Consider the following 24,254-nt stretch of genomic DNA (forward strand, 5'->3'; position numbering starts at 1 on the left):
AGTCCTTAACGATCAGGCTGAGGGCTATATGTTCGATTAACGAACTGTTTCAGCTAGCGTGTAGCACCATTCAACCAAAAAGCTGGCTGGGACAAAGCTTCCTTACGGGCAGTATCACGCCAGTGTCCCTGACGCTCCATAATCGCCAACTCTAAACCAAACCAGCCATCAATGTATGGGTGCCATTCATTTTGCGGATAGAAACCAGAGAGCAGTTGGAGGGCCATAATCTGCCGGTTTAAACGCGGAAGTTGTGCCAAATAGCCATCATCATCCAGATTGTGACCAAAGGCCTCTTTCAGGTCAGCAGCACTGCGACTCAACATAATGTCGCAGAAGCGTTTGAACGAACCATCAAACTTAGCTCGGGCTTTATCATCCATAAATGGCCGCCAGCCAGCAGTCACCAGCCACGATGTAAGCGCTAACTTACATTTCAGGTAATCGGCGCTATAACAGATCAATTCGGCATTGGCATTTTTCGGCTCTAACTGTGGTTCGAGCGCAATCAATGACGCACGTAATTCAGCACTGGCTTTGCGTGGTACCAATCCACCAAAAATAGCCAATGCCTGCCGTATCATCCCTAGCGCCTCAATAATCATAGACTTAGCCGCTGGCTCGCCGCGCAACCATAACTCTTCGTGATACTGCCAGTGGTCTAATGCCATTTCCAGTCCTGCAACCATCCCTTGCTCGACGGTAGATTTCGGAGCCGGTTGCAATACCAACAATGGGCGCAATTCACGTGGTGGATTGCCTTGTGCTAAATGATAACCACGTGCCGCTTTACTCAAATTCCCCTGACGTAAACCACCGATTTGAGCCAATTCAGCCGCCAGTGCCAATAAATCTGCCTGATTGCCTTTTTTGAGTTCCAACTCAATTTCGCTCAATGGCTCTGATAGCTCACCTGCACCAATTGTGCCTTGGTCGAGAGCAAGCTCTATCTCGCTCTCACCGTAAGTAATTACCCACTTCTCGCGGGTAAAATCAGTGCGGAACAAGGGTTGTAATTCTGCTTGCAGCGCATCGACCGCCCAACCTTCAGGCCAGATATCGGCTGGGAAACGCGCCAAATCTAATTTGTCATTATCAAGATCAATATTATATTCAGGACGTTGATGCAAACCGCCGATGACTTTACCGCCAGTCTTGACCGTCATTTCATAACGGCCATCATAACCACGAATACGTAAGCCAATATCATGCTGGCGTAGGCGGTTATCTGCCGTTTCAAAATAAATATTCGTCAGCGTTTGCGGCGCTGAATGCTGGCTTTGCCAAGAGGTGATTCGCTCCGGCAAAGCGGCAATGGCCGCAGGAGTAGCAATAAATTTTAATTCTATTTCAACGGTCATAATTTCATTCACACCGGTATGTTGCAAGATTACGGGCATTATGCCTCTTTCGCGGTGATTTGCCTGTTTTAAACAGATTGCTCTATTACAGCAAAAAACAGCGCGGCTGCCCCGATTCAAAGCTTATTTTAACCTGTTTTAACAACTCTACACTAAGGCTTCATAAGACAAATTTTCACCGCCGTTAAAATGAACAGTAAAAGGGCTAAAGCCGCGCGGGCTATGAGAGTAAGATAGTTCTCATTCCGGTTTATGCGTTGCGTCGGCAAACTGAACACACTACTATCGTCCCATAAATTCACTCATAAATGATGATCTAATGCAGAAATTACGCCTAATTTGCCTCACGGTACTAAGTCTCAGTCTTTCCCTGAGCGCTTATGCTGAAGAAAAACGCTACATCTCTGATGAGCTGGATACCTACGTTCATAGCGGCCCCGGTAACCAATACCGTATTGTTGGCACGCTAAAAGGTGGGGATGAAGTTACCCTGATTAGCGTTAATGACAGCACAAATTACGGCCAAATCCGCGACAGCAAGGGTAAAACCACTTGGATCCCGCTGGATCAATTGAGCGAAACTCCCAGCTTACGTGTTCGTGTTCCTGACCTTGAGCAACAGGTCAAAACACTGACCGACAAACTGGCGAATATTGATAATAGCTGGAACCAGCGCACCGCAGAAATGCAACAAAAGGTAGCGGCCAGCGACAGTGTCATTTCCGAATTACAAAAAGAAAATGAGTCACTGAAAAACCAGTTGGTCGTTGCGCAGAAGAAAGTCAGTGCCGTGAACCTGCAATTGGATGACAAGCAACGCACCATTATTCTGCAGTGGTTTATGTACGGCGGCGGTGTGGCGGGGATGGGCTTGCTATTGGGCCTGATACTGCCACATTTGATTCCAAGCCGTAAAAAGAATAACCGCTGGATGAACTGAGTTTTTCAATTTAACACTCATAACGTTGCGAAATACGGGCTGCTCGCCAGAGTAGCCCGCTGAATATCTTCTCACCCCAACTATACTGAACTAACTGGTGGCCATTCTGGTAGCCAGCTATAGAATCATCTTTTGTGTTTATGCTACAACGTCAAGAACAAAGGGTTAACATGGACATTTACTTGGTCGGCGGTGCCGTACGCGACAGCTTATTAAACCTACCGGTCACCGAGCAGGATTGGGTTGTGGTGGGCGCAACGCCGGAACAGCTACTCGCGCAGGGCTACCAGCAGGTCGGTAAAGATTTCCCGGTATTTCTCCACCCCGTTAGCCATGAAGAATACGCGCTGGCTCGCACTGAACGTAAGTCCGGGCAGGGCTATACCGGTTTTACTTGCTACGCCGCCCCAGATGTCACTCTGGAAGAAGATTTACTGCGCCGCGATTTGACCATCAATGCTATTGCCCGCAGTAGTGAGGGGGAATTATTCGATCCCTATAATGGCCGACAAGATTTAGAAAACCGCGTATTACGCCATGTCTCTGATGCTTTCGGCGAAGATCCATTGCGTGTTTTGCGTGTTGCCCGCTTCGCTGCTCGTTTTGCTCATCTGGGCTTTACCGTCGCCCCAGAAACCCAATCATTGATGGCGGCTATGGCCAAGAGTGGTGAGCTTTCGGCTTTAACACCAGAGCGAGTCTGGAAAGAAACGGAAAAAGCACTGAAAACACAAAGCCCACAAGTCTATTTTCAGGTATTACGCGATTGTGGAGCATTGGCCGTCCTGTTTCCCGAAATTGAGCGCTTATTTGGGGTCCCTGCCCCAGAAAAATGGCATCCGGAAATCGATACCGGCATCCATACTCTAATGACACTGGCGATTGCCGCTCAACTCAGCCCTGATGTTGACGTGCGCTTTGCTGCACTTTGCCATGACTTAGGTAAGGGACTGACACCGAAAGAGTTTTGGCCACATCATCATGGGCATGGCCCGGCAGGCGTCAAATTGGTAGAACAGTTATGTCAACGCTTACGGGTGCCTAATCCCGTGCGGGACTTAGCAAAACTGGTGGCGGAATATCATGATCTCATTCATACGGTAAATAAACTCCGCCCTGAAACCCTGCTTAAGCTGTTCGATGCGATTGATGTGTGGCGCAAACCAGAGCGCCTTGAGCAGATAATACTGACCAGTGAGGCCGATGCTCGGGGCCGAACTGGATTCGAAGAAAATCCGTATCCGCAGGGTGATTATCTACGCGCTGCATTCCGAATTGCTCAGGAAGTCTCAGTGCAAGAAGTGGTCGCCAGTGGGCTGCAAGGATTGGCCATTCGTGATGAGTTGAAACGCCGACGCCAGCAAGCTTTGGCCGAATGGAAGCACACTCAAGCAGTGGTTTCACCCTAAATTATCGCCCAGTGATAACACAAAAAAGCCCTGATTATTCAGGGCTTTTTTGTAGTCTGATACGACAGTGCTGTTACATAAAGACCCAGTACACCGCGGCTGCGACAATAAAGCGATAAATCGCAAAAGGCACGAAAGAGATACGTTTAATCAATGACAGGAAGGTTTTGATGGCAATCAGGGCGACGATAAATGCAGTGATAAACCCGACGGCAAACATCGGCAAATCGCCCCAGCTCAGGAAATGTAAGCTTTTATACACATCCAGCACACTGGCCCCGAGCATCATCGGCACGGCCAAAATAAAGGAGAATTCAGAGGCCGCGTAGCGGTTCACTCCGACCAGCATCCCACCTGAAATGGTGGCACCAGAACGGGAGAAGCCCGGCCATAATGCCAGGCACTGGAAACAGCCAATAGCAAAAGCTTGGCGATAAGTAATATCATCCAGCCCGATAGCCTTAGGATTTTTAGGTTTAAACCACTCGGCGGCAAGCAAGAGTAAGCCGCCGGCAACCAGGGCATACATAACACTTTGCGGGTTAAATAACGATTTGATGACGTCGTGAAAAACCAAGCCCAAACCAACCGCCGGGATCATCGCCAGTAAAATATGGCCCAATGTCAGATGACCGCTGGTTTTCCCCTCGTGAGGGACTCTACCAAAATGAATACCAATCAGGCTGAATAGACGCCGCCAGAACACCACCACCACGGCCAGAATTGACCCTAACTGAATAATGACTTCAAAAGTTTTTGCTTTGTCGCCGGTAAAGCCCAACAGCTCACCAACAATAATCATATGCCCAGTAGATGACACTGGCAGAAACTCAGTCAGCCCTTCAACCACACCCAACACAAAAGCCACAAACAGCGAATACATATCCGTCATCTACGATACCCAATGCCCTGTAATAGAGACCACAAAAAACGGCAATGTGAAAAACAGTGCCGTTCAATTTCAGTATGTAAAAAATATCACGTTAATCAATAATTCGGACCACATTATCAATATAGGGTTGCATTTTTATGTCGTGGCGAAGCAAAAATTAGATAGGCCGTTGACCGCGCTCAATCACTACACCGACATTACGCGCCTGGGCAACCGCCCCCGGCTTGCTAACCTTAATCCGCACCCAAGGCGAATTAAACCGCTGTAGCAATAGCTCGGCAATCTCTTCAGCCACTCGCTCAACCAGCGCAAAACGCTGCGATTCAACATGCTTGATGACGGCATCACTGATATCTGCATAACTCAGGCAATCATTAACATCATCACTGGCAGCGGCTTTGCGATTATCCCAGCCCATTTCGATATCGAACACGAGCTTTTGTTGAATAGTCTGTTCCCAGTCATAAACACCGATGGTGGTTATGACAGTGAGTTCCTCAATAAATACGATGTCCATCACGTCATTCTCTGTTTTTGCGCCTGCCGGATACCACTTCCAGCCGAATATGCGTATTATCCACTGATGTTGCGATTAAAACGATCATTATTCAACAGGGCGGTGTTATGAGTGCTATCGCGCTTGGCATGATTATCTTCGCGTATTTGTGTGGTTCTATTTCCAGTGCGATCCTGGTCTGTCGGGTTGCCAAGCTACCAGATCCGCGTGAGCATGGCTCCGGTAATCCCGGGGCAACCAACGTACTGCGCATCGGCGGCCGCGCTGCTGCTGCAACGGTACTGATTTTCGATGTGCTGAAAGGTATGTTACCGGTTTGGATAGCTTATCTGCTGCATGTTTCGCCGCTGTATCTTGGCCTTACCGCTATTGCGGCCTGTCTTGGCCACATTTATCCAGTATTTTTCCACTTTAAAGGTGGCAAAGGCGTTGCTACTGCATTTGGTGCGATTGCGCCTATAGGCTGGGATCTGACTGGCTTGATGACAGGCACTTGGCTGCTGACAGTTTTGCTGAGCGGTTATTCATCTTTAGGCGCAATTATTAGCGCGTTAATTGCTCCTTTCTACGTCTGGTGGTTCAAACCGCAATTTACTTTCCCGGTTGCCATGCTTTCCTGCCTGATTCTGATGCGCCACCACGATAATATTCAACGTTTATGGCGTGGCAAAGAAAGTAAAATCTGGGATAAGCTCAGAAAGAAACAGCAGAAAACACCCGCGGAAGAAGCCGCAGAGTTAGAAGAGAAAGAAGAAGATTAGTTTTACCCAATAACCTCGCCATCCCACCGAGTCCAGAATGGCAGAGCGGGAGCGAGGCAAGGCGCAAAGAATTGAGAGAGCAGAGCTATCAGACAGTATGCGAGCATCGCGAGCTGGTGCCGCCGCCCAGCTCAGGCATTGTAATCAGACTTTCGGTAACTCGGCCAACGGCCAGCGCGGCCTGACCGACACACTCAATTCGCTATTCACACCGCTTTTCAACCGAATCAATCCAGCATAGGCAATCATCGCGCCATTATCGGTGCAAAATTCTGGCCGGGCATAGAACACTTCACCGCCACGTTTTTGCATCATTTCGGCCAATTTGGCGCGCAAGGTGCGGTTAGCACTCACACCGCCAGCAATGACCAAGCGCTTAAAGCCGGTCTGATCCAATGCGCGTTTTGATTTGATAGCCAGTGTGTCGACCACGGCATCTTCAAAAGCTCGTGCAATATCGGCACGAGTTTGGTCATCACCACCATTGGCGCGAATAGTATTCGCTGCAAAAGTTTTTAGGCCAGAAAAACTGAAATCCAGCCCCGGTCGGTCGGTCATTGGCCGCGGGAAAGTAAATCGTCCAGCAGTACCTTGTTGTGCCATACGCGACAACATTGGCCCTCCGGGATAATCCAATCCTAACAATTTCGCTGTTTTATCAAAAGCTTCACCTGCCGCATCATCAACAGATTCGCCCAGCAATAAATATTCGCCAATACCCGTCACACTGATTAATTGCGTGTGGCCGCCGGAGACAAGTAACGCGACAAACGGGAATTCCGGAACATTTTCTTCCAGCATCGGTGCCAATAAATGCCCTTCCATATGATGAACGGGCACAGCAGGAACTCCCCAAGCAAAGGCTAATGCGCGGCCTACTGTGGCGCCAACCAATAATGCACCGACTAACCCTGGGCCTGCGGTATACGCCACGCCATCAATGTCTTTGGCGCTCAAATTAGCTTCTTTCAATGCAGCTTGAATCAATGGCACCGTTTTGCGCACATGATCACGGGAAGCCAGCTCAGGGACGACGCCGCCATAATCAGCATGCAATTTAACCTGACTGTACAATTGGTTAGCTAACAGACCGGTTTCATCGTCATACACTGCAATTCCGGTTTCATCGCAGGACGTTTCTATACCCAAAACTCGCATTACATTTCCCATCATTCACGTGCGGCCGATAGTTTAGCATAACCGTGCCGCTCGTCATGATTTCTGATACTAAACTGCACGGGAAAACTGCTTTTTGGCTATCCAACACCATGAATGTTGTTGATAGTTTTCACATTTGAAAAGAATGTTGATAAATTCGATCAACAGCCCTGTTTAGTATATAATCAGCGGCCGTCGCACTCTTGGCACCACTTTCTTGTAAAGAACGAGGGCGACATCACAGGGGCGTGCCTGTTTCAATTTGCTGTGGTGCTTTACAAAGCAGCATCCATTGAAGTAAAATTCCGCACCATTTTGAGAAGGCTGGCGATTGGCCAGCAGCAAACCGATTTCTATTGAGGTGAGAGGCACATGCCGGTAATTAAAGTACGTGAAAACGAGCCATTCGACGTAGCTCTTCGTCGTTTCAAACGCTCTTGTGAAAAAGCAGGTGTTTTAGCTGAAGTTCGTCGTCGTGAGTTCTATGAAAAACCGACTACCGAACGTAAACGCGCTAAAGCTTCTGCTGTAAAACGTCACGCGAAGAAATTGGCTCGCGAAAACGCACGCCGCACTCGTCTGTATTAATTCTTCGGGGGTAACCCCACCGCGTAGTTTTTTATGTTCTAAGAACGCGCAGATCGAGTAGTTGCATACGAAGGCCGTGCTTTCCGAAAGGAATGCGCGGCTTGTTCTCGTTTATGGACTGACCGAATAGGGGCTTATGGCTGGACGAATTCCACGCATATTTATCAATGACTTGCTGGCTCGCACCGACATCGTCGATCTTATCGATGCTCGGGTAAAGCTGAAGAAGCAAGGCAAAAATTATCATGCGTGCTGTCCGTTCCATCATGAGAAAACACCCTCATTCACCGTTAATGGCGATAAACAGTTTTATCACTGTTTTGGCTGTGGTGCGCACGGTAATGCTGTTGATTTCTTGATGAATTACGACAGGCTAGAGTTTGTCGAAAGTATCGAGGAATTAGCAACTATGCACGGGCTGGAAGTGCCTTACGAGGTAGGAACCGGCACCACTCAGTTAGAACGTCATCAACGACAAAGTCTTTATCAACTGATGGAAAGCCTGAGCGCGTTCTATCAACAATCACTCAAGGGCCAGACCGCCAATCAGGCACGTGAATACCTTAAGCATCGCGGTTTGAGTGAAGAAATCATCCAACATTTTGCTATCGGTTTTGCCCCCCCAGGTTGGGACAATGCCTTAAAACGTTTTGGGCGCGATGGTGAAAGCCGGACAGCACTGAACGATGCAGGGATGCTGGTGACTAATGATACAGGGCGGACTTACGATCGTTTTCGTGAGCGCGTCATGTTCCCCATCCGTGATAAACGCGGGCGGGTTATCGCTTTTGGTGGGCGAATTCTGGGCGACGGAGTACCAAAGTATCTTAACTCCCCAGAGACTGAAATTTTTCATAAGGGCCGCCAGTTATACGGCTTGTATGAAGCGCAAGTGAACCACCCCAATCCAACACGACTGCTCGTGGTGGAAGGTTATATGGATGTGGTCGCACTGGCGCAATTTGGTATTGATTATGCCGTTGCTTCGCTGGGTACAGCGACCACTGCGGAACATATTCAATTATTATTCCGCGCAACGGATAACGTAATTTGTTGTTATGACGGCGATCGTGCAGGTAGAGATGCGGCTTGGCGCGCATTAGAAACCGCACTTCCCTATCTAAATGATGGGCGTCAGCTACGCTTTATGTTTTTGCCTGATGGCGAGGACCCAGACACTCTGGTGCGTAAAGAAGGGAAAGATGCATTCGAACAGCGGATGGAGGAGGCGCAGCCACTCTCAACCTTCTTGTTCGAAACATTAATGCCACAGGTGGATTTGAGCAGCCCAGACGGGCGCGCCAAATTAAGCACACTGGCACTCCCTTTAATCAGCCAGGTGCCCGGAGAAACCTTGCGGCTTTATCTGCGCCAGCAGTTAGGCAATAAGTTGGGCCTGCTCGATGACAGCCAGCTAGACAAGCTGATGCCGAAACAGGCTGATAATATAAATAGCTACCAGCCGCCCCAGCTAAAACGCACAACCATGCGTATACTTATAGGGCTACTGGTACAAAATCCACAACTGGCAACACTCATCCCTTCATTGCAGGGCGTCGAGCAAGCCAAGTTAGCCGGTTTACCGCTATTTATTGAGTTGGTTGAGACATGTTTAGCTCAACCGGGGCTGACAACCGGGCAGTTATTAGAACTGTATCGTGATAATAAATTCAGCCAACAGCTTGAAACTCTCGCAACATGGAACCACATGATTGTTGAGGACATGGTCGAACAGACTTTTGTCGACACGCTAACCAGCCTGTATGACTCCATATTGGAGCAACGTCAGGAAACACTAATAGCGCGTGATCGTACACATGGATTAAACGCCGAAGAACGTAAAGAGCTTTGGTCTTTGAATCTGGCGTTAGCCAGAAAAAAATGAAACACCCAACGGCTTAATTGCCGATAAATGTGGGGGCAGATCCCCACAAGATGCCGTCATAGCGGGCAGCGGCGACAAAAAAAAGCCCCAAATGCTATTGTTGGCGGTTTCGCCGACCGACACCAACCCAAATACTCTGAAGTGTGGATACCGTCTTATGGAGCAAAACCCGCAGTCACAGCTGAAGCTACTTGTCACCCGTGGTAAGGAGCAAGGCTATCTGACCTATGCTGAGGTCAATGACCATCTGCCGGAAGATATCGTCGATTCCGATCAGATCGAAGACATCATCCAGATGATTAATGACATGGGCATACAGGTGCTGGAAGAAGCTCCTGATGCCGATGATTTAATGCTGGCCGAGAACACCACTGATACCGACGATGACGCGGCTGAAGCTGCCGCACAAGTGTTGTCCAGTGTTGAATCCGAAATCGGGCGTACAACCGACCCGGTGCGTATGTATATGCGCGAAATGGGTACCGTTGAGCTATTGACGCGTGAAGGCGAGATTGATATTGCCAAACGTATCGAAGACGGTATCAATCAGGTCCAGTGCTCAGTTGCTGAATACCCTGAAGCGATTACTTACCTCTTGGAACAATATGATCGCGTTGAAGCGGGTGAAGCTCGTTTATCTGACCTGATCACCGGATTTGTTGATCCAAACGCCGAAGAAGATATTGCACCGACGGCGACTCACGTTGGTTCCGAATTATCCACCGAAGAAATGGATGATGACGACGACGAAGATGAAGACGAAGACGAAGAAGAAGACGACAACAGCATCGACCCAGAGCTGGCACGCCAGAAATTCAGCGAACTGCGTGAGCAATATGAAAACGCACGCATGGAAATCAAGAAAAATGGCCGTAGCCATGCCAATGCTGCTGCTGAAATTCTGAAGCTTTCTGAAGTGTTCAAACAGTTCCGCCTGGTACCGAAGCAATTCGACTACCTGGTCAACAACATGCGTACTATGATGGACCGCGTTCGTACTCAAGAACGTATCATCATGAAGCTGTGTGTTGAACAGTGCAAAATGCCGAAGAAAAACTTCGTCACCTTGTTTGCTAGCAATGAAACCAGCGACACTTGGTTTGCGGCAGCAATTGCCATGGGTAAACCGTGGTCTGAAAAACTGAAAGATGTTTCGGATGATGTACAACGCAGCTTGCAGAAATTGCGTCAGATCGAAGAAGAAACCGGCCTGACCATCGAGCAAGTGAAAGACATTAACCGTCGTATGTCTATCGGTGAAGCTAAAGCACGCCGTGCCAAGAAAGAAATGGTTGAGGCTAACCTGCGTCTGGTTATCTCTATTGCGAAAAAATACACCAACCGTGGCTTGCAGTTCCTTGATTTAATTCAGGAAGGCAACATCGGCTTGATGAAAGCAGTAGATAAATTCGAATACCGTCGTGGTTATAAGTTCTCAACCTATGCCACTTGGTGGATTCGTCAGGCTATCACCCGCTCTATCGCGGACCAGGCACGTACCATCCGTATTCCGGTGCATATGATTGAGACCATTAACAAACTCAACCGTATTTCACGCCAGATGCTGCAAGAGATGGGCCGTGAACCAACACCGGAAGAACTGGCTGAACGCATGCTGATGCCGGAAGACAAGATTCGTAAAGTGTTGAAGATTGCGAAAGAGCCAATCTCAATGGAAACCCCAATCGGTGATGATGAAGATTCACATCTGGGCGATTTCATTGAAGATACCACTCTGGAACTACCGCTGGACTCTGCTACCTCTGAGAGCCTGCGCTCTGCCACTCACGACGTGTTGGCTGGCCTGACTGCGCGTGAAGCGAAAGTTCTGCGTATGCGTTTCGGTATCGATATGAACACTGACCACACGCTGGAAGAAGTGGGCAAACAGTTCGACGTAACCCGTGAACGTATCCGTCAGATCGAAGCGAAGGCATTGCGTAAACTGCGCCACCCAAGCCGCTCTGAAGTGCTGCGCAGCTTCCTGGACGATTAATCGTCAGTTGCAGTGATAAGCACACAAAAAACCCCGGCATGCCGGGGTTTTTCTTTTTAGCCGAATACGGCTCTTCTAAAACCCGTATCCATGCACTATTGCCTGCTATGTCCGTAAAAAACCTTAATTTTGCGCATAAAACACCCATCTGATTCTTCAGCTCTAGACCGCGGGATAAAAACTACCGTATAATCAGCGCCCAAGTCTGGCCCCTTAGCTCAGTTGGTTAGAGCACGCGACTCATAATCGCTTGGTCACTGGTTCAAGTCCAGTAGGGGCCACCAAATAAAACAAGGAGTTAGATGAGAAATCGTCTGACTCCTTTTTCTTTTTATACGAATCGGGTCAGGTAATGGGTCAGGTAAGGAATTGCCTCCCTGCCCTCTTCATCTCGCTGCCAGCATCCCCGGATAGTGCTTTGCCACGATATCATTCATCTTTTCTGTCAGATCACACCGCTTAAAAGTGATGTGCGCTGTTCCCTTCTGGAAGTAACGGATACTGAAGAAATCATCTTCGTAAATATCCTTCGAAGGGTTGTCCCGAATATGCTCCATCAATCGAGTAGTAACATCGCCACGGTTGTCGGGTATCGGTTTACCATCCAGCAGAAATAGCATTCGCTCCAGATCCGCCAGTTGATCCCTACGCCAGCCCCAGTTCAAACTAAATCCCCAGCGGTTATGCGTCACCAGATTATTGATGATGATCTTCTTACCAAAACTACAAGGACTATTGGTCTTATAATCCCATGACAGACCTTTGAACACATTGATGATCCCACGTTCAAAGACATCCATTTTGTTCAGATGTAACTGCTCAAAAGTACTGAGTATATTCGCCTCGCTGATGGCAGGCAGATCACCCTCCTCCAGGTTCTTATGCCACTGGTCGCGCGCCTGAGCATCCATCAAGGCCATCATGCCAGACTTCAACATCAAGTCTCGCCAGATACTACGGTCAATATTGCGGGTGACGGCAGGCAGCGCTTTTTCTACCTTTTCGGTCATCCAGCTATCGTAACGATGCCCGGCTTTCATCGCCCAGTCTTGCGCTGTACCACCGCCAATTTCTGAGGTTAACCGTGAAATGGCATCAAGCTGCTCAATGAGTTGTTCTATCTGTTTCAGTGCGGCATCGCGGCCAGTGACCACACGTTCGATATTGGTCGAAAGGATAAGTTCGTTGTGACCTGTTAACACGTTGGGTTCTGTTTGCATCTTTAATCGTCCATAAAAGCAAACACGCCTGCCGGAAGTGGCAGGCGCATTATGCGATGAATAAAAAGAGAGGAAAGTGCAGAGGTAAAAATCAGGAATGATGCTCGAAGAATTTACGTATTCATTAATCCGGTAGCTCGCTTTGCTCTGAGAATATCGGTAGCGGTCAGGAACGGTGCCTGCTCCTGCCATGTAAACCCTTTGCGGTCAGTGCGTATCAGTTCATAACGTTCCACTAGGAAATTCACCGCATCAGCCAGTGTTATTCCCGCTTCAATATGTTCCTGAATGGCCGCGTCCTCATGGAATGGCGTGTCGTTGAGTGTCAGGCCGTAATGCTGCTCCAGTAGATACGTTAAAAGTTGCTGCCAGACCTGCACAGGTGACAGGCGTGACGAAACCGGCAACGTGGCCGGTACAGTTGAGGTTTGCATGAGTTGAGTCTCTTAAAGAAAGGAACGAAAGATTTGATGGCTTACAAAGCTAAGTTGATGCAGAGGATCAGTCTTTAACCTGATTTGATGGATAAATTGCGATATATACATACCCATAACTGCCCAGCGTATCGGCTTCACAGGTCAGCCCGTTACGGTACAGCGTGACGCAGTGCGCGCACCGGGGATTCAACTCACCGGAGAGCAGCATCAATTCCATATGTACGACAAAATGCGGAAAAGCTTCATCCAGATCTCGGGTCTGCATCTCGCTGAACGAACCGTTGAATTCTGCCCGGTCTGCCAGAAAATGCAGACGATGACCTTCCTGCACCAGCAGAGCTCCAAAACACGGTGTGATATCTCGTTTAAGACCCCAGGTTTGAGTAGCATCTTTATTCATCATTTTATTCCTGTTAAAGAAGACCATGCTCGGCGAAAGAGAAAATCTGTCTGCCACCGACAATCAGGTGGTCGGGCATTCGAACTTCCACCAGCATCAGCGCCTGCACCAGTCGCTGGGTAATAGCCTTGTCTGCCTGACTTGGTGCAACCTCCCCGGAAGGGTGGTTATGGGCAAATATCACCGCCGCAGCGTTAAAGTACAGGGCGCGTTTCACCACTTCCCGGGGATGAACTTCAGTGTGATTGAGGGTGCCGGTGAACAGTGTTTCGTGGGCAAGCAGCTGGTTCTGGTTATTGAGGTACAGCACGACAAATTCTTCACGCTCAAGGGTTCCCATTTTCAGCCTGAGCCAGTCGCGAGTGGCCTGTGTGGAGGTGAATGCCACACCCGGTTCGCGCAGGTGTTGTTCAAGCAGAACCAAGGCTAGCTTAATGGTACGCAGTGCCGGTAACGGCAGTTCAGGTGTAAAAAGAGTGGTTTGTTTATCCATAGCAAATCTCCTTAATTAAAGGTGGTAAGGATGGCACTGGATTCGGCACGACAAGCGTGATGGCCGTATTCGAGTAGGAAGATGGCAATATGATTGCGAAATGCATGAGGAAACGAAGCCAGTAATGACCCAGTGACTTATACCCAATCACAGTGTTAAAAATAAAAAATCCCGCAATCCAATGAGGATGCGGGAGGAGGCATGGGGATAATATCTATCTGAAATAATTTAGAAAAATGGATTTTTCCAGAGTTCTATTATGAGATGTGTTCGTTAGAGGCTTCTTGGATATGATCGTCTGCTGAGTGCCAGAAGCGGACTTTTTAAAAATATTGCGTGCCAAACAATTGGGCGCAGGTCACATCAAGTACCAGAATACCTGAAATTTTTGTAGAGCGAGGTTTGTTACCCTGCCCGACCAGCGACATGTGGTTAGTTTAGTGATCAGAAATGTCGAGCGTTTGGTCGTTCATTGACGCGGGATCTTCCAACGGTTCCACATGAGTGGTGATATGGATAAAAGGCAGTGCGGCGCGGATATCATTCTCTATACGCTCGGCCCAGTCGTGCCCATATTGAACAGTCCATAGCCCAGGAACTAGGATGTGCATTGTCATAAACGCCCGCCCGCCAGCCTGGCGTGTGCGTAGTGCATGGAAATCAAGCCCCTGTTCACGATATCCCGCCAGCAGCGACTCGATTTTTTTGAGTTCTTCCGTGGGTAGCGATACGTCCATCAGACCTGCAGCTGAACGACTCATAAGCTGATAACCAGTCCAAACGATGTTGGCTGCGACCAGCAATGCAACGATCGGATCGACCCAAAACCAGCCGGTCATATAAACCAGTCCGACACCAAAAATGACACCGACCGACGTCCAGACATCGGTCAGCAGGTGATGAGCATCTGCCTCAAGAGTGATAGAGTTGTGCTGCCTGCCAGCCCTTAACAAAATGCGAGCCGTCACAAAATTAAGGATTGATGCGACTGTTGAAACCAGTAATCCGAGACCAATCTCCTCAAGCGGCTGTGGAGTTAACATCCGCTCAACTGCGGTATAGGCGATACTGGCTGCCGCCAATAGGATCAGAAATCCTTCGAAAGCACTCGAGAAATATTCGGCTTTGCCGTGCCCATATGCATGGTTCTCATCGGCCGGAAGCGCAGCCAAGGTCAGCATCCAGAGCGCCATTAGGGCTCCAGCGAGGTTAACTACGGATTCTATGGCATCAGATAGCAGACCGACCGAACCGGTCATTTTCCACGCCACACCTTTGAGTCCGATAGTGGCAATAGCCGTGGCAATGGAAAGCCAAGCGTAGTGCGTAAGCGGACGAGGTAATCCTTTTGTTTTAGTCATTATTAACTTCCTAAAATAGGACGACTAACTCACATTTCTATCCATGATAGATAATTAAACAATCATTTCGCCATGAATATTTTTTCATTTTTATTAAATTTCTTTAAAAAGTCTCTGCAAGTGTAGTTTCATCTTCTAATAAACTAAATTTTAGTTTTAGGGTTTTCTACAACTTGAAGTAATATTATCGCACAACAGATTAGTCACTTAGGTTAACTGAGCGGTTTTTATATTTTTCAATTAAAATATGCAAAACTCCCATTGCACCATGTGCATAAAAATAGACCTCAATGAAAGTAGTAAAGAACTTATGCCAGTGGATTACTGTTTCAGCCAGATTTGACTGCATGGTATTCAACAAGAACCATAGGCCACCTGAAAGTGCTACAATTAGCAATGCTAGAACTCCAAATCCTTGGATTGTACTGGCAATACCTCCCGAATGTGCATCGGGCAGTCGGAAACTAGTCAACGTTTTTATATCTTGTTTAATACCACTAAAGTCAAGCCCTACCCAGGAAAAGTAATAAGTAAAACCTCTTTGAGTAAGCATCCAACTTAACATAATAAAACCACAAATAATCAGTCCTAACCCTGAAATAATGTGCATCCAGGTTATAACTCCTTCAAGACTATGTTCACCAATTGCTTCGGTCTCTGTCAGATTAGAGTTAATAATTTGTGATAATATTAGAAATGCCACAATGATGTGAAGAATACGAAAAAAAGGAGCGTAATCATGGGGTAATAGATTCCAGAGTCGCAATTTCATTAATGAGCCCTTAGTAAATTTATCGATGTTCTTAATCATACAAAAGAATTATTAGGATAACCTTAATTCTTAAAATTGCAGCAGGCATTAGTTCACCTCTGATATGGCCACTTGCGAAATGGGAATGGTAACTATTATTACTATGTGTTTACTTGCTGTTCTTGTTACGCCCCCCCCAACACTTTACTTTTAAATATGATTTCCTGCTGGGTTTGAATATGTGTTTTTCTATAGTGCGGCAACCTATTTTTACACCAACTCATGAATTAAATAAGAATCATAAATTAAATGAGAGGTTTAATTCCCTTACTTAACGCGATGATATTAAATGAAAATTTCAATTTTTATAATTTATTAAACAGTTAGAATGAGACATCGTTAATACGATCTTCCTTTAGATAATTCTGATAGCACTTTTTCTACTGGGCAGTCTGCAATGTCCGCTCCTCGCTCTTAGCAGACTTTATAACCAGAAGCGGATACATTTACCTGAAGAAAGAAACTGACCACTGCGCTCGTCGTTCGGAAATGCCAAGGATATCGGTGAATATTAAGCGACAAAAAAAGAAAACCCCGACTGCCGGAGGCATTCAGGATTAGTAATGCCACCAGTGCGGAACCCGCTACCAGTAGAATGTGAATGTATTGATTGAATTTCATATTCTTCCTGAACGAAAGTTAGCATGTTTTCTTTTGCTCATTCAGTCGTCGTTAGCGACGAAACCGGCTCAGATATCACGCACGCCTTAAATGCAAAAGCCCCTGTTGCGTGAGCAACAGGGGCTGGGTTTATTTTGTGTCGATGACGGTATCAGTATCCTGTTTTAACTTTATACATCAACAACGTTTTGCTTCCCCTGACAATCTTCACATACAGGCCGTTATCCTTCGGGCCACGCACGAAACCGGCCCTCACATCACCCTGACAGTCACCGCCATCGTAGGGCACATTAATACCGGTCTCATGTACCAGGTCGATAACACCAAAATTATTATCAGCACAGGCAGTGCCCGGCCAGTCCTGAATCAAAGCAAATTTATGGTCGTCACTGACACCGGTCAGCGAGCAGACGGAGCTATTGATATCGTTTCCCTGACACCAGTACGACTCGCCCGGATTGTCTTTATCCATCAGTTGTTCGGGTAACTGCGCTGCACTGGCGGTAAAAGACAATACAACGGCGGATACTGCAGTAAACATCTTGAACATGGTTTACTCCCTGAATCATCAGTGGCGCATGGCTGCGCAGATTTCTTCTGTGCCAGTCATGGCATGATTAAAAGCGTTTATAACGGAACAGCTCTTTGCTTTGGTACAACACTACCAAGTCGTCGTAATCTGGCTTTTTGTGATTGGGCATAAAGGTGGCAATCGTCCCGGGACGGCACAGGTCTTTTACGGTGACACCAAATTTCTGATCTGGAGTAATGGTGAAACCTTTTGACGCTTCATCGCGCCGGATGCTTATCCAGCCCCATAACCCACCCTCGCAGTCTTTAAGCGGTGCGGAACGTACGGTCACCATTCCACCACTGCGATCAGCAAACATAGCTTCGCATTTCCCGGTAACCTGACGGTGTGCATCACACCAGAAAATATTGCCGCTTTTATTGTTTACCGCAGCAGGTAATACCCGGTTGTAAGGCGCCCCCTGCACCGTGGCGCAAGTCAGCAGACTGACTGCTATCAGCAGCGTTCTGAACATTGGTTTCATGATAATTTCCTTTAAAGAGAAGCCATCGGTTGAAGGCCGATGGGAATACATCAGGCCACCAGCGTCAGGAACAGCATCACCAGCCAGACCCAGAAATAAGCTGATTTCTGCCCCAGTGATTTAGCCCGTCGCCAGAGATAGAACGGCACCAGCCACGCCAGCTTGCCGAAGGCTGCCGTATCCACCCCGGCCTTACGCAGACGTCTTTCATCCAGGTAGCCCAGAGAGATATTGAGCAGCAATGTAATAAACCAGTACTGTCCACCCGATACGGCGTCATAGGCCTCCTCAAAACCCATACCGCTCAGTCCCGCCGTCCACAGTTCAAGCGCGTAGCCAATGAACGGGGCAAAAGCCAGTGTCCAGACGACACCACCCGGAATGCGGTGCCCCGGCAGTGCCGGTGGTGTGATGCAATGCGCCAGCGCGGCCGTCAGCGGGGTGGTGGATAAGGGTTGCCAGTCTGGCATTCCCGGCTTCCACACCAGTGTGGAGGCCGTAAGTTCACCGCGTTTAACACGCTCCATCATTTCCTCTTCGGTGATACCGTCGTGACGGATACCATTTTTCTCGTAATGCCAGTTCATGATTCTCCTTATCTCTGAAATTCCGGCACAGGCCGGAGGTTGATTAAGCAGCACTGCCCGCTGAGCTTCTGTCAGGAGAGGTCAGTAACAGGGCTTCGCGAATGAAACTAAAGTGAGGAAGTGCGTGGATGAAAGCAGGCTGACTGGTCAACTGGCTGATGGTTTTTCTGGGGGTAAAAGTGGTGCTCAGCACTGTGACGGCGTGAATATCTGTCAGCGGATGGACCGTGATATGCCCCCGAAACTCACCGGCCAGATACCAGCAACCCGACTGCGAAATCAGACGGTACGGGGCCAGGCTCTCACAGCGTTGCCCCTCGGCCAGCAGCGTCACCCGCTGGCGGGAGGTAATAGCGGTTACCAGTCGGTAAAACACCAGTGAGCCGGAAGGACTCACCCCGTGTGGCAGTTGCCACACCAGACAGGGTGCATCATCCGACGCCAGCAGCGCACTGACCAGTCTGCGGTCAAACCCCGGAAAGACATCAGCAAGCCCGGTGCGGTGAGCAAAGGTCAGTACATCCAGTTCACCCTGCGCACCGTTACCTCCGGTACGCAGTCGACAGAGCCCCTGACGGTACTCCAGGTCCAGGTACATGAGCCGCTCACGAAAATCCCGCCGCAGAGTGCGAACCGACACCCCGAACTCGGCGGCAAGCTTCGTCACGCTCAGAGTTTCGCCCGCCACCAGGCGACCGATGATGAGTGACAGTCTGACCGCCAGCCGGTCATGGCGACGTTCTGCCTGTGTCATGGAACATTCTCCGTGAAGGATTAACTAACTGAAATTAATGTGATTACTTTACAGAGGGGGGTGGACAGGGAATGGACACTGCGGGAACTATTTTTTGCATCTGCATTATGCGAGAACGGACGCGGTCTACAGAAGTATTAGACTGTTTTACAATCAATCCCATTAAGGGGTAACGGACAGGTTGTGTCCATTATTAACGCAGCGATAACAATACCTGGGTTATGGAGAGTACAATTCGCTCCGTTACAGTTGCTCAAGCAGGGTTTCTGCCATCACCCACAGGGCACGATTAAGCTTCACATCGCCATCGATACCACGTACCGCACGGGTGTGGGTCCGTCCACCTTTTGCACTACGACCACTTAGCCCGCCTTTAATCAGGTTTTCCTGGATACGCTGATAGGTAGTCCATAGGTCATCACTGTAATCCTCGTAACGACGGGGAGTCAGAACCTGCGCCTCAGTTACTGGCTGGTGGTCCTCGCCGAAGCGATAAGTGATAGCGGCTTTTGCCAGTGCCTGACGGGCCGGAGGTGGCAGCACCAGCGACTGCATGGCATCGCGCTTTTCCTCCACCCGATCAAAAATCCCCAGCACCTCATACGCCCCTTCTATCACCTGGCTCACCACGTCTCCTTTATGCGGAACGCGCACCTCGCCAAACGTCTCGCCGCAAATCAAACCATTCTGGCAGACCTGGCGAAACAACCCTGGCAGCATCTGGTAGGAACTGGAGCCATCGTGGGAATTCAGAAGAATGATTTCCGGCACCTGTTTACCGGTGATCTGGCCCTCACGGCGCAGGCGCAACATGTGCTTTGTGTGCTCACGACGCTCAGGATCGCGAACCCGGGTCTGACAGGCAAAGAATGGCTGAAAGCCTTCGCGCTGTAGGCTGTCGAGCAGGGAAATTGTGGGAATGTAGGTATAGCGTACGCTGCGTGAAGCGTGTTTATCTTCGCTGAAAACACTCGGCACCGCGCGGAACAGCTCTTCACGGGTTAAAGGGCGATCACGACGGATAACATTAGCTGCGCCAAAGCGCGAAGCCAGACGGGTCATAAGCAGACTCCTTACGGAAATTAAATAAAGAAAAGCTCTGTCGCACAGGCGACAGAGCTCAGGGAATAGCAAAGAGTTGAAGAAAATTCAGAAGAAGAAACTCCAGACAGCACGAGCGACAGATACTACCGTATCGCGTACAGTCTGAATGATGGTCCGAACTGGAGGCGGTATCAGCGGCATGGAACTTACCGTATCCAGTAATGCACCTACCGTCTCACCAAAGTCATCGCGGGCTTTTTTATTAACGGCATCGGTACGAAGCGGCGCACTGAGTTGTACCGCCACGGGGCTGCTTGCCTCACGCGGCAGACAACGAATCATCCGCTCAGCCATCACCCTAAGCCCCCATTGCAGGCGGACCGACACGGCACACACCGGATGCACAGGCTGGAACAACTCATGCAACAGGCAGATTTTACGGCTGATGTTTTGTTTCTGTTCTGTGGATAATCGTTCTCCTCTGCTGGTGGGCTCAGCCTTGTCCGACTGGCTGATAACAAACAGCACCTTATGCTGGTATGCCTCGCCAATCACCTTGTGATAAAAGTGCTCATCCACTGCCAGCGCCCGGTCATCAGCCTTGATCAACCACAGTACCAAGTCGAGGCGAGGAAGCTGTTCACGGTAAAGAGCAGCATATTCGGTATCACGTGCGCCATTTTCCCCGACTCCAGGCAAATCCATCAGTGTCATAAACCGCCCTCCAACCTGAAAACGAAAACGCAGTGGTTCACGGGTACAGGCTGCCACGTCGCTGACCGGCGATACCTCTCCGGCAAACAGGGCATTGCATAATGACGATTTTCCCGCTCCGGTTTTGCCCATAATGCCGATCACCGGTTCATAGCTGGTTAGCTGGCTTACTTGGTGCAGAATGCGTTCAGACATCCATTGAGGCAAGCCAGAAAGTGAGTTCTGCAGCGGCTGCAGACCTTCAGAACTGTTCATCACTACTCCTATGAAAAATAAAACTAAAACGGCAGAACCGTGAGGTTCTGCCGTTAATCGGGTATGTTCAGAAGAATGATATATATCTGAAGATTGTTACAATGCACTGGTGTGGGGAATTGGTAGAACTCTTCTGGGTTTGCGAAGCCGTTTACCATGAAAAGGCATTATCTAACTTGATTATAGATACAGTCGATAAGAACAAATTGCGATAAAATCGCATCAATAGCCGTAACCAAAAATCAATAACAGGATAAAAATGACTAGTCTTCAACAACGAGCAGAACTACACCGTCAAATCTGGGCAATTGCCAATGATGTCCGGGGGTCAGTCGATGGTTGGGATTTCAAACAATACGTCCTTGGTGCGCTCTTCTATCGCTTTATCAGTGAAAACTTTTCCAGCTACATTGAGGCCGGTGATGATAGCGTCCACTATGCTGTGCTCGATGACAACATCATTACCGATGACATCAAAGATGATGCCATCAAAACCAAAGGCTATTTCATTTACCCTAGCCAGCTGTTCTGCAATGTTGCCGCGAAAGCGAATACCAACGACAGGCTGAACGCTGATTTAAACAGCATCTTCGTCGCCATTGAAAGCTCAGCTTACGGTTATCCGTCTGAAGCAGACATCAAAGGTCTGTTTGCCGATTTCGATACCACCAGCAACCGATTGGGTAACACCGTCAAAGATAAAAACACCCGCCTTGCGGCGGTGCTAAAAGGTGTTGAAGGGTTAAAGCTCGGTGACTTTAAGGACCATCAGATTGACCTGTTCGGGGATGCATATGAGTTCCTGATTTCTAACTATGCGGCGAATGCCGGTAAGTCAGGCGGAGAATTCTTCACGCCACAGCACGTTTCAAAACTAATTGCCCAGTTGGCAATGCACGGTCAGACACACGTCAATAAAATCTACGATCCTGCGGCAGGCTCTGGTTCACTGTTGTTGCAAGCTAAGAAACATTTTGACAACCACATCATTGAAGATGGCTTTTACGGTCAGGAGATTAACCATACGACGTTTAACCTAGCGCGTATGAACATGTTTCTCCATAACATCAACTACGATAAATTTAATATCAAGCTGGGTGATACGCTTAAAGATCCACATTTCAGTGATGAAAAACCGTTTGATGCGATAGTCTCTAATCCACCGTATTCGGTGAAGTGGATTGGCAGTGATGACCCGACGCTGATTAACGACGAACGTTTTGCCCCGGCAGGTGTACTGGCCCCGAAATCGAAAGCCGACTTTGCGTTTGTGTTACATGCCCTCAATTATCTATCGGCCAAAGGCCGTGCGGCGATTGTCTGCTTCCCGGGTATTTTCTACCGTGGCGGTGCAGAGCAAAAAATCCGCCAGTATCTGGTCGATAACAACTATGTTGAGACAGTGATTTCACTCGCACCAAATCTGTTCTTCGGCACCACCATTGCAGTTAACATACTGGTGCTGTCAAAGCACAAAACCGATACCAGCGTGCAGTTTATTGATGCCAGCGGACTGTTTAAGAAAGAAACCAATAACAACATCCTCACCGATGCGCATATCAAACAGATTATGCAGGCCTTTGACAGCAAGACAGATACTGACCATCTGGCGAAGTCTGTGCCCTTTGAGGCAGTGGCCGCCAATGACTATAACCTGTCAGTCAGTAGCTATATAGAAGCCAAAGATACCCGTGAAATCGTCGATATCACGCAACTGAATGCCGAGCTGAAAACCACCGTTAGGAAAATCGACCAGTTACGCAAAGACATTGATTCGATTGTAGCCAAAATTGAAGGCAGTGAGGCACAGTCATGAGCGAGTTAAGTTATCTGGAAAAACTGCTAGATGGGGCTGAGGTAGAGTGGAAAGCTCTTGGAGATGTCACGAGCGTTTTACGGGGAAAAAGGTTAACTAAAAATCTGCTTTCAGCAGAAGAAAAATTCCCGGTATTTCATGGTGGCTTAGAACCTTTGGGATATTACAACAAGACGAATCGTCCGGCTAATACCGTTATGATTATCAATGTTGGCGCTTCAGCAGGTACTGTTGGCTATAGCACCGTTGACTTCTGGTCCTCTGATGGATGCTTTTGCTTAGAGCACAATAAGTTGTTAAATAATAGGTTTTTATATTTCGCACTGATTGGTTATCAAAGTCAGCTGAAGTCAAAGGTGAGAGTCGCAGGCATTCCAACTCTTGATGCAATAGTAGTTAATAAACTACTTATCCCCATTCCCTGCCCGGACAATCCTGAAAAGTCCCTTGCCATCCAGGCTGAAATAGTCCGGATCCTGGATACATTTACTGCACTTACCGCTGAGCTTACTGCTGAGCTTACCATGCGTAAAAAACAGTACAACTACTATCGCGACCAGTTACTGAGTTTTGAAGAGGATGAAATAGAGTTGAAAGCACTTGATAATGTTTGTGCTTTAATCTCTGCTGGCGGAGATGTACCTGAAAATAGTGTTAAAGGTCAGGTAAAACCAACTAACGAATATCCCTATCCAATCTACGCTAACGCAACAGATGAAAAGGGGTTATATGGATATACTGAATCGTACAAAATTGATAGCGATGCAGTGACAATTTCTGCGCGAGGTGCAAAAGTTGGATACCATACAGTCAGAGACGCGAAATTCACCCCTATTATTCGCTTAATAGTATTAGTCGCCGATAAGAATTTAGTAAGAACACGATATCTTAATTATGTTTTAGATATGACAGCTATCGGGGGCACTGATGGGGGAATACCGCAACTTACAGTTCCGATGGTTAAGAAAATTACCGTCCCAATTCCTTTTGCAAGTAATCCTAATAAATCGCTTGCGGAACAAGATCGTATAATCGCAATCTTAGATAAGTTCGAAATCCTGACTAATTCAATCAGCGAAGGCCTTCCGCGCGAAATCAACTTGCGCCAAAAGCAGTACGAATACTACCGTGATTTGCTGCTCAGTTTCCCTAAATCAAATGTACAGGAAGTCGCTTGAA

General features: G+C 48.2%; 24 protein-coding genes and 1 tRNA gene. 9 read left to right on the forward strand and 16 right to left on the reverse strand.

From position 1 onward, the window contains the following. Positions 1-53: 53 nt before the first annotated feature. Entirely contained in the window at positions 54-1,361 is a 1,308-nt protein-coding gene (locus F0T03_RS18455; RefSeq protein ID WP_159681004.1) for a CYTH domain-containing protein, read from the reverse strand. A 319-nt stretch (positions 1,362-1,680) separates the two neighbouring features. Between F0T03_RS18455 and F0T03_RS18460 the strand changes: the two genes are divergently transcribed. Together F0T03_RS18460 and F0T03_RS18465 are read left to right on the forward strand one after the other, a co-directional pair. Further along, a complete protein-coding gene (locus F0T03_RS18460) occupies positions 1,681-2,301 on the forward strand; it encodes a TIGR04211 family SH3 domain-containing protein (RefSeq protein ID WP_145554021.1) in 621 nt (206 codons plus the stop codon). Positions 2,302-2,471: 170 nt separating this feature from the next. Continuing rightward, entirely contained in the window at positions 2,472-3,710 is a 1,239-nt protein-coding gene (locus tag F0T03_RS18465; protein ID WP_159679985.1) for a multifunctional CCA addition/repair protein, read from the forward strand. A 73-nt stretch (positions 3,711-3,783) separates the two neighbouring features. Here the strand turns inward: F0T03_RS18465 and bacA are convergent, their stop codons facing one another. Beyond that, on the reverse strand, positions 3,784-4,602 hold the full coding sequence (bacA, locus tag F0T03_RS18470) for an undecaprenyl-diphosphate phosphatase (protein WP_159679987.1): 819 nt from the start codon (positions 4,600-4,602) through the stop codon (positions 3,784-3,786). 157 nt (positions 4,603-4,759) lie between these two features. After that, positions 4,760-5,119 (reverse strand): bifunctional dihydroneopterin aldolase/7,8-dihydroneopterin epimerase, encoded by a 360-nt coding sequence (gene folB / locus F0T03_RS18475; RefSeq protein ID WP_145554014.1) that lies wholly within the window; start codon positions 5,117-5,119, stop codon positions 4,760-4,762. A gap of 107 nt (positions 5,120-5,226) precedes the next feature. On the opposite strand from folB, the gene plsY reads away from it, so the two are divergent. Then, positions 5,227-5,880 (forward strand): glycerol-3-phosphate 1-O-acyltransferase PlsY, encoded by a 654-nt coding sequence (gene plsY / locus F0T03_RS18480; protein ID WP_159679989.1) that lies wholly within the window; start codon positions 5,227-5,229, stop codon positions 5,878-5,880. A 144-nt stretch (positions 5,881-6,024) separates the two neighbouring features. On the opposite strand, the gene tsaD is transcribed toward plsY, so the two are convergent. Beyond that, positions 6,025-7,038: a tRNA (adenosine(37)-N6)-threonylcarbamoyltransferase complex transferase subunit TsaD gene (gene tsaD, locus F0T03_RS18485; protein WP_145554009.1), complete on the reverse strand. Its 1,014-nt coding sequence runs from the start codon at positions 7,036-7,038 to the stop codon at positions 6,025-6,027. Between the two features lie 372 nt (positions 7,039-7,410). Here tsaD and rpsU point away from each other — a divergent pair, with 372 nt between their 5' ends. The 4 genes from rpsU to F0T03_RS18505 all read left to right on the forward strand — a co-directional run bounded on the left by rpsU (position 7,411) and on the right by F0T03_RS18505 (position 11,791). Beyond that, a complete protein-coding gene (gene rpsU / locus F0T03_RS18490; RefSeq protein ID WP_001144069.1) occupies positions 7,411-7,626 on the forward strand; it encodes a 30S ribosomal protein S21 in 216 nt (71 codons plus the stop codon). Positions 7,627-7,762: 136 nt separating this feature from the next. Continuing rightward, entirely contained in the window at positions 7,763-9,511 is a 1,749-nt protein-coding gene (dnaG, locus tag F0T03_RS18495) for a DNA primase (RefSeq protein WP_145554007.1), read from the forward strand. A gap of 157 nt (positions 9,512-9,668) precedes the next feature. After that, positions 9,669-11,507 carry an RNA polymerase sigma factor RpoD gene (gene rpoD / locus F0T03_RS18500; RefSeq protein WP_145554005.1) on the forward strand — a complete coding sequence of 613 codons (1,839 nt, stop codon included), beginning with the start codon at positions 9,669-9,671 and terminating at the stop codon, positions 11,505-11,507. 207 nt (positions 11,508-11,714) lie between these two features. After that, positions 11,715-11,791, forward strand: a tRNA-Ile gene (locus F0T03_RS18505). Positions 11,792-11,893: 102 nt separating this feature from the next. On the opposite strand, the gene F0T03_RS18510 is transcribed toward F0T03_RS18505, so the two are convergent. From F0T03_RS18510 to F0T03_RS18565, 12 genes are all read right to left on the reverse strand, one after another. After that, a complete protein-coding gene (locus F0T03_RS18510; RefSeq protein WP_159679992.1) occupies positions 11,894-12,727 on the reverse strand; it encodes a DUF4942 domain-containing protein in 834 nt (277 codons plus the stop codon). A gap of 113 nt (positions 12,728-12,840) precedes the next feature. Beyond that, positions 12,841-13,161: a TA system toxin CbtA family protein gene (locus F0T03_RS18515; protein WP_159679994.1), complete on the reverse strand. Its 321-nt coding sequence runs from the start codon at positions 13,159-13,161 to the stop codon at positions 12,841-12,843. Between the two features lie 67 nt (positions 13,162-13,228). Continuing rightward, a complete protein-coding gene (locus F0T03_RS18520) occupies positions 13,229-13,564 on the reverse strand; it encodes a type IV toxin-antitoxin system YeeU family antitoxin (RefSeq protein ID WP_159681006.1) in 336 nt (111 codons plus the stop codon). A 13-nt stretch (positions 13,565-13,577) separates the two neighbouring features. Continuing rightward, complete coding sequence (radC, locus tag F0T03_RS18525) at positions 13,578-14,057, reverse strand: RadC family protein (RefSeq protein ID WP_159679996.1); 480 nt, start codon at positions 14,055-14,057, stop codon at positions 13,578-13,580. Between the two features lie 437 nt (positions 14,058-14,494). Continuing rightward, complete coding sequence (locus tag F0T03_RS18530; protein WP_159679998.1) at positions 14,495-15,418, reverse strand: cation diffusion facilitator family transporter; 924 nt, start codon at positions 15,416-15,418, stop codon at positions 14,495-14,497. A gap of 199 nt (positions 15,419-15,617) precedes the next feature. Then, complete coding sequence (locus tag F0T03_RS18535) at positions 15,618-16,190, reverse strand: cytochrome b/b6 domain-containing protein (RefSeq protein ID WP_159680001.1); 573 nt, start codon at positions 16,188-16,190, stop codon at positions 15,618-15,620. Positions 16,191-17,001: 811 nt separating this feature from the next. Next, complete coding sequence (locus F0T03_RS18540) at positions 17,002-17,391, reverse strand: hypothetical protein (protein WP_408553750.1); 390 nt, start codon at positions 17,389-17,391, stop codon at positions 17,002-17,004. Between the two features lie 76 nt (positions 17,392-17,467). Beyond that, the gene (locus F0T03_RS18545; RefSeq protein ID WP_159680003.1) at positions 17,468-17,905 is read right to left on the reverse strand and encodes a hypothetical protein; all 438 of its coding nucleotides are present in this window, start codon (positions 17,903-17,905) and stop codon (positions 17,468-17,470) included. A 50-nt stretch (positions 17,906-17,955) separates the two neighbouring features. After that, a complete protein-coding gene (locus F0T03_RS18550; RefSeq protein ID WP_159680005.1) occupies positions 17,956-18,492 on the reverse strand; it encodes a DUF4339 domain-containing protein in 537 nt (178 codons plus the stop codon). A gap of 43 nt (positions 18,493-18,535) precedes the next feature. After that, positions 18,536-19,246 (reverse strand): DeoR family transcriptional regulator, encoded by a 711-nt coding sequence (locus F0T03_RS18555; protein ID WP_159680007.1) that lies wholly within the window; start codon positions 19,244-19,246, stop codon positions 18,536-18,538. A gap of 243 nt (positions 19,247-19,489) precedes the next feature. Beyond that, complete coding sequence (locus F0T03_RS18560; protein ID WP_159680009.1) at positions 19,490-20,308, reverse strand: DUF932 domain-containing protein; 819 nt, start codon at positions 20,306-20,308, stop codon at positions 19,490-19,492. Positions 20,309-20,395: 87 nt separating this feature from the next. Then, positions 20,396-21,259 carry a GTPase family protein gene (locus tag F0T03_RS18565; protein ID WP_159680011.1) on the reverse strand — a complete coding sequence of 288 codons (864 nt, stop codon included), beginning with the start codon at positions 21,257-21,259 and terminating at the stop codon, positions 20,396-20,398. A 259-nt stretch (positions 21,260-21,518) separates the two neighbouring features. Here F0T03_RS18565 and F0T03_RS18570 point away from each other — a divergent pair, with 259 nt between their 5' ends. Continuing rightward, entirely contained in the window at positions 21,519-23,075 is a 1,557-nt protein-coding gene (locus tag F0T03_RS18570) for a type I restriction-modification system subunit M (RefSeq protein WP_159680013.1), read from the forward strand. Further along, positions 23,072-24,253 (forward strand): restriction endonuclease subunit S, encoded by a 1,182-nt coding sequence (locus F0T03_RS18575; protein WP_159680015.1) that lies wholly within the window; start codon positions 23,072-23,074, stop codon positions 24,251-24,253. The genes F0T03_RS18570 and F0T03_RS18575 overlap by 4 nt, the downstream gene beginning before the upstream one ends. Position 24,254 lies beyond the last annotated feature (1 nt).

Origin of the sequence: Yersinia canariae (assembly GCF_009831415.1) — a bacterium.
GTDB lineage: Bacteria > Pseudomonadota > Gammaproteobacteria > Enterobacterales > Enterobacteriaceae > Yersinia > Yersinia canariae.